At 35.8% G+C, this 6,891-nt stretch carries 5 protein-coding genes; all 5 read left to right on the top strand.

What is annotated here, in order from left to right; all coding sequences use genetic code 11:
* The coding region (fabZ, locus tag QVO66_RS04890; protein WP_288172608.1) for a 3-hydroxyacyl-ACP dehydratase FabZ at positions 1-797 on the top strand (797 nt) is incomplete at its 5' end.
* A gap of 44 nt (positions 798-841) precedes the next feature.
* On the top strand, positions 842-1,612 hold the full coding sequence (gene lpxA, locus QVO66_RS04885; protein WP_021854301.1) for an acyl-ACP--UDP-N-acetylglucosamine O-acyltransferase: 771 nt from the start codon (positions 842-844) through the stop codon (positions 1,610-1,612).
* Between the two features lie 12 nt (positions 1,613-1,624).
* Entirely contained in the window at positions 1,625-2,521 is an 897-nt protein-coding gene (miaA, locus tag QVO66_RS04880) for a tRNA (adenosine(37)-N6)-dimethylallyltransferase MiaA (RefSeq protein ID WP_021854300.1), read from the top strand.
* 47 nt (positions 2,522-2,568) lie between these two features.
* Complete coding sequence (locus QVO66_RS04875) at positions 2,569-5,115, top strand: transglycosylase domain-containing protein (RefSeq protein ID WP_021854299.1); 2,547 nt, start codon at positions 2,569-2,571, stop codon at positions 5,113-5,115.
* 11 nt (positions 5,116-5,126) lie between these two features.
* A complete protein-coding gene (locus QVO66_RS04870) occupies positions 5,127-6,869 on the top strand; it encodes an AAA family ATPase (RefSeq protein ID WP_021854298.1) in 1,743 nt (580 codons plus the stop codon).
* Positions 6,870-6,891 lie beyond the last annotated feature (22 nt).

Below are 6,891 nucleotides of genomic sequence, written 5' to 3'. Positions count from 1 at the left end.
AACCGCTCTTAAAAGCTAATCTTATTAAAGGTGGCGACATGGATAATGCTATTGTGATTTATGAAAGACAGACAACCCAGGAGCGTCTTGATCAATTGGCAGATTTCTTACATGTACCACATCTTGACGCAACAAAACTGGGATACATTCAGCATAAACCGCTAGTATGGGAAAATGAATGTACAAGGCATAAGCTGTTAGACATAATAGGCGATATGGCACTTATCGGCAAACCTATTAAAGGCCGCATAATAGCCACTCGTCCAGGACATACAATCAACAATAAGTTTGCACGCCTCATGCGAAAAGAAATCCGTAAGCATGAAATACAGGCTCCAATATACAATTGCAATGAAGCACCGCTTATGGACGTAAACCGCATTCGCGAATTGCTTCCGCATCGTTATCCCATGCAACTCGTTGATAAAGTGATAGCTCTTGGACCGAGCAGTATCGTTGGCGTAAAAAATGTCACCAGTAATGAACCTTTCTTCCAGGGACATTTTCCTCAAGAGCCCGTTATGCCTGGCGTTTTACAAATTGAGGCTATGGCACAGTGCGGTGGTTTGCTTGTTCTTAACACTTTGGAAGAGCCCGAAAGATGGTCAACATATTTCATGAAGATTGACGATGTGAAGTTTAGACAAAAAGTTGTACCGGGAGATACTCTTTTATTTAAAGTTGACCTTCTTGCTCCTGTACGCCATGGTGTATCTTCTATGAAGGGATATGTATTTGTAGGAGATAAAGTCGTATCAGAAGCCACTTTCACAGCTCAAATCGTAAAAAATAAATAACCCATAAGGCAGATTCACTTCTGCCTTATTTTAAAATATTAGCCATGAATAATATAAGTCCGTTAGCATACATACATCCTGAAGCCAAAATTGGTGACAATAATATTATCGGCCCATTCTGTTATATTGATAAAAATACAGTAATTGGCGACAATAACGTATTACAAAATAATGTAACGATTAACTACGGAGCACGCATCGGAAATAATAACGAAATCTTTCCCGGTGCAAGTATTAGTACAAAGCCACAAGATCTTAAATTCAAAGGTGAAGATACGACATGTGAAGTTGGTGATAACAATAGTATACGTGAAAATGTAACTATATCACGAGGCACTGCATCTAAAGGGACAACAAAAGTTGGTTCAAACAATTTGCTGATGGAAAACATGCATGTTGCTCACGATTGTGTTATCGGTAATGGATGTATTATTGGAAACTCAACAAAGTTTGCAGGAGAAGTTGTTGTTGACGACTATGCCATTATTAGTGCAGTTGTTTTATGCCACCAATTCTGCCATATTGGTAGTTATGTAATGATTCAGGGAGGATGCCGTTTCAGCCAAGACATACCACCTTTTATCATTGCCGGAAAAGAACCGACGAAATATTGCGGAATAAATATTGTGGGATTAAGAAGAAGAGGATTCAGCAACGAATTAATCAACAATATACATGAAGCTTACAGACTTCTGTACTCTAAAGGAATCCTAAAAGAGGGTATTGAAGAAATAAGGAAAAAGCTGCCTGTAACAAAAGAAATTGAATATATAATTAATTTTGTTGAAAACTCTAAGAGAGGTATAATAAGATAAATACCTTCTGTGATGAAGACACTTTTTGTAATAGTTGGACCTACAGGGGTAGGAAAAACATCATTATGTCTGAAGGTTGCCGAACACTTAAATACGGTTATTATTAATGCTGACTCTCGGCAGGTTTTTAAAGAAATACCTGTTGGCACAGCTGCCCCAACAAAAGATGAGCGTAAATCAATTAGACATTTTTTTGTTGGCAATCTTCATATTAATGAATATTACAACGCCTCAAAATATGAACAAGATGTTTTAAAATTATTAAACATCTTGTTCAAGTATAAAGATAATGTAATCATGTCTGGTGGTAGCATGATGTACGTTGATGCAGTATGCAAAGGTATTGACGACATACCATCGGTTGATGACAACATTAGAAAAACACTTCAAGAAAGATTCGATAAAGAAGGTCTTTCTGGCATTAGCAAAGAATTGGCATTATTAGATCCTGATTATTACGCAATTGTTGATAAGAATAATCATAAGCGCATAATACATGCATTAGAAATATGCTTATCTACAGGCAAGCCATATTCTTCTTTCAGAAAAAACACAACCAAAGAAAGACCTTTTAGAATTATAAAAATCGGTCTTAATATGGACCGGCAGAGATTATACGAGAGAATAGACTTACGTGTAGAGCAAATGATTCATGATGGCTTAATTCAAGAAGCTCTAAACGTCTATGAATATAAAGATCTAAATGCATTAAACACTGTTGGTTACAAAGAAACATTTGAATATCTAGACGGATTATGTACACTTGACAATGCAATATTTAGGATAAAAAGCAATACACATAAGTATTGCCGTAAACAGCTTACATGGTTCAGGCGTGATCCAAATATACATTGGTTTTCACCCGACAATATTGAAGAAATCATAAATTACATAAACACATTCATATAAACTGTACTTTTTTTGTACATTTGCAGAATAAATAATACTAAAATTATATGTTCAACAACAACAATGATTCACGTATCGGTAGATTTATCAAAACGTGTCTGAACAAAATTAAAGGTTTTTGGCCTTGGTATAAAGGACTTTATATAGGTCGCAAATGGTATACAAAAACTTGTGTAGCAATTCTGTCTGCCATAATCACATTTTTTGTGTATCTTATAATGGTTGATATTAACTTCTTATGGTTATTTGGAAAGTCTCCTGGCTTTTCACAGATAATGCATCCTACAACAAGCGAGGCATCTGAAATATATAGTGCAGACGGCGTTATGATAGGCAAATATTTTAGCGAGAACAGAACGCCTGTTAAATATGAAGAAGTAAACCCTCTCTTCTGGAAAGCTTTAATTGATACAGAAGATGAACGCTTCTACAAGCACTTTGGTGTTGATTTCACCGGATTATTTGCTGTAGCAAAAGATATTATTGTACATCATGAAGCTCGTGGTGCATCCACAATTACTCAACAGCTCGCAAAAAACATGTTCCGCGTCAGGACACAGTATTCAACAGGATTGTTGGGGTATATTCCGGGTGTACGCATGCTTATTATGAAAAGCAAAGAATGGATTATTGCAACAAAGTTAGAAATTCTATACGATAAAAAAGAAATTCTTACGATGTATGCTAATACCGTAGATTTTGGTTCAAATGCATATGGCATAAAAACCGCATGTAAGACATATTTTAACACAACTCCATCTGAAATGACTGCTGAACAAGCTGCTGTTTTGGTTGGTATGCTAAAAGCTACAACATATTATAACCCTATTACGAATCCTGAGAATAGTCTGCAACGCAGAAATACTGTCTTGCACAATTTAATGACACATAAGGATATCACAAAAGATGATTATGATTCTTTAAGTGCAATACCCATAAAAGTAAACTATAGTGTTGAAAGCAATTATGATGGTCAGGCAAAATATTTTCGTGAGGCAATAGCTGACTATCTTAAGGATTGGTGTAAGGAAAATGGATATGACCTGTATAGTAGCGGCTTGAAAATCTACACTACGATAGATACCCGCATGCAAAAATATGCTGAAGAAGCCGCAATTAAACAAATGAAACAGGTACAAAGAAACTTCAATAGTCATTGGAGCGGTCAAGACCCATGGAGAGATGAGAACCATCAGATTATACCAAACTTTATAGAGAATATAGCTCAGAAATTACCGGTATACAAAACATTATTACAAAAGTTTCCCAATAACCCCGACTCTATTCAATACTATTTGAATAAGCCACACAAAGTCAAATTATTTGATTATGAGAAAGGCACCATTGAAAAAGAAATGAGCACAATGGATTCCATTAGGTATATGGTTAAATTCATGCATTGCTCATTCGTTGCAATGGAGCCACAAACCGGAGCAGTCAGAGCATGGGTCGGAGACATTGACTTTAACTCATGGAAATATGACAAAGTTACAGCTATGCGCCAACCAGGTTCAACATTCAAACTATTTGTATATACAGAAGCTATGAACCAGGGACTTACACCCTGTGATAAGAGAAGGGACGAATACATAAGAATGCAAGTATATGACAAAAATAAGCATGAAATGACTTCATGGACTCCAACAAATGCCAATGGCAGATTCTCTGGAGACTCCATTCCCTTAAAAAGCGCATTTGCGAAAAGTATCAACTCGATTGCTGTCAGACTTGGGCAGGAAATGGGAATAAAGAACATTGCCAAAACAGCACATGACATGGGTATAAAAAGTCCTTTGGACGAAGAGCCTTCATTAGCGTTAGGTGCTTCTGACGTTAATCTGTTAGAAATGGTCAATGCATATTGTACAATAGCAAATGATGGTAAACATATAGAACCAGTCCTTGTGACACGTATAGTAGACAAAGACGGAAGAGAGGTATATGTAAGTTCTACAGAGGAAAAACAAGTTATACCATATAAAAGCGCATTCTTCATGCAACAGCTACTTATGGGCGGTATGCGTGAACCAGGTGGAACATCTCAAAGTTTATGGGCATATACTGACACTGCACGTGATACAGACTTTGGCGGCAAGACAGGAACATCAAATAATCATTCAGATGCATGGTTTATGTGCGTAAGCCCGAATCTTGTAACAGGCGCATGGGTTGGTGGAGAATACAGAAGTATTCATTTCCGCACAGGTGCTCTTGGACAAGGAAGTAGGACGGCATTACCTATTTGCGGATATTTCATTCAGGCACTTATGAAAGATCCTGAATTTAAAAAATATCATGGCCGATTCCATAAGCCAGATGATGAAGACATCACTGCAGATATGTATAACTGCAGCAGTTATGTACCTGCTAAAAAAGATACGACACAGATTGACAGTACCATGGTAGAGGATGAAGAACTTCTTATTGACGAAGAAGGCAATATACTTCCAAGAGGAAACGAAGATAACGAAATCTCAAAAGAAAATAATCCCGCCATCAATACAGATAAAGGTAACGTACAACAATCTGAAGATAAAAAAGAAAAAAAGAAAAATAAACCTCGTGAAGAACAGATTAGATTTGAAGATTTATAAGAAGTTCAACATTGGAACCGAATTCACAAATTGATCAATCAAACAAAGAGTTTCAAGAAGCTCTTCAGATATTAAAATTTACCCGTCGCTCGCTTTTCCTTACAGGTAAAGCAGGGACGGGTAAATCAACTTTTTTAAGATATGTCAAGTCCAACATAAAAAAGAAAATTGTTGTTCTCGCCCCAACTGGCATATCTGCAATCAATGTAGGAGGCGCAACACTACATAGCTTTTTCAAACTCCCATTTCACCCAATATTACCCAATGATACTCAATATTCAGTAAGGCATTTACGCAATACACTAAAATACAATGGTGAAAAATGTAAGCTGCTACGAGAGGTTGAGCTCATCATAATTGATGAAATTAGCATGGTAAGAGCTGACATCATCGATTTTATAGATAAGGTATTACGGGTATATTCAAGGAATATGCGCGAGCCTTTCGGCGGAAAACAATTATTACTTGTAGGAGATATTTTTCAGTTAGAACCAGTTGTCAAGGAGGATGAACGGAAACTCCTTCAGCCATTCTACCCTACCAGTTTCTTCTTTGACGCAAAGATATTTAAAGAGATAAAACTAATATGTATTGAATTAAATAAAATTTACAGACAAAAAGACAGCCAGTTTATCAACATACTCGATAAGATAAGACTTGGTGACGTAAATGACTATGATTTAAAAATATTAAACAGCCGTTATAAAGAAGAAAACCACGAGTTCAAAAGTGAAAAGCTCGTAATAACGTTATCAACACGTAGAGATACTGTAGATTATATAAATGAAAATAAGCTAAAAGAACTTAAAGGATCATCAACAATATTTAATGGGAAAATTGGTGGAGAATTTCCAGAAAATAGTCTACCAACGCTCACAAAATTGGAAATCAAGCCTGGTGCACAAGTAATATTTATAAAGAACGACATAAACAAAAGATGGGTAAATGGTACTCTAGGTATTGTTGAAACTATTGACGTTGAAAAAGGATTAATATATATAATCACAGAAGACGGTAACGAATACGAAGTTTCGAGGGAGAGATGGAGTAATATGAAGTACCGTTTCAATAACAAGGAACAAAAAATTGAAGAAGAAGAAATTGGATATTTTATACAGTTTCCAATAAGATTGGCATGGGCAATAACTGTACACAAAAGCCAAGGCCTAACATTTAACAAGGTTATTATTGACCTGACAGGGGGTGTATTTGCCGGAGGCCAAACATACGTCGCCTTATCAAGATGTACATCATTAAACGGTATTACACTCAAATCGCCAATAAGGCACGAAAATATTTTCGTACGAAAAGAAATATTGCAATTTGCTCAAAATTACAACAATTCAACACTTATAAAAAAAGCATTAAGCGAATCTGCCGCAGATAAAGAATATTACGAAGCAGCAAAAGCATTTGACAACGGAGACTATGAAAACTTCTTAAAATGCTTTTTTAAAGCTATACACAGCAGATACGATATAGAAAAGCCTAGTGCCAAGAGACTTATCCGTAAAAAATTAAATAAGATAAATACACTAAAAGATGAAATAAAATGCCTCGAAGAAAAATTAAATAAGCAAGAGGCTTTCTTAAAAAGACTTGCAGCAGAGTATACGATACTAGGTAAAGAATGTGAAAATGAAAAAATGTATGAAGCTGCAATAGCTAATTATAATAAGGCATTAGAATTATATCCAGAAGCACAAGAACCTTCCAAAAGGATAAATATTTTAACTAAACGAAAACAAAAATAAGCAATCTGATAGAAATCAGATT

The organism is Prevotella sp. CAG:255, from assembly GCF_000431195.1.
In the GTDB taxonomy this organism is placed as follows: Bacteria; Bacteroidota; Bacteroidia; order Bacteroidales; family Bacteroidaceae; genus Prevotella; species Prevotella rara.
This window is presented reverse-complemented; position numbering and strand designations above follow the sequence as displayed.

What these genes read in the sequence shown, in the direction of transcription:
- lpxA (WP_021854301.1), top strand. Translation starts at nt 842, where the DNA reads ATGAATAATATAAGTCCGTTAGCATACATACATCCTGAAGCCAAAATT.
- miaA (WP_021854300.1), top strand. Translation starts at nt 1,625, where the DNA reads ATGAAGACACTTTTTGTAATAGTTGGACCTACAGGGGTAGGAAAAACA.
- QVO66_RS04875 (WP_021854299.1), top strand. Translation starts at nt 2,569, where the DNA reads ATGTTCAACAACAACAATGATTCACGTATCGGTAGATTTATCAAAACG.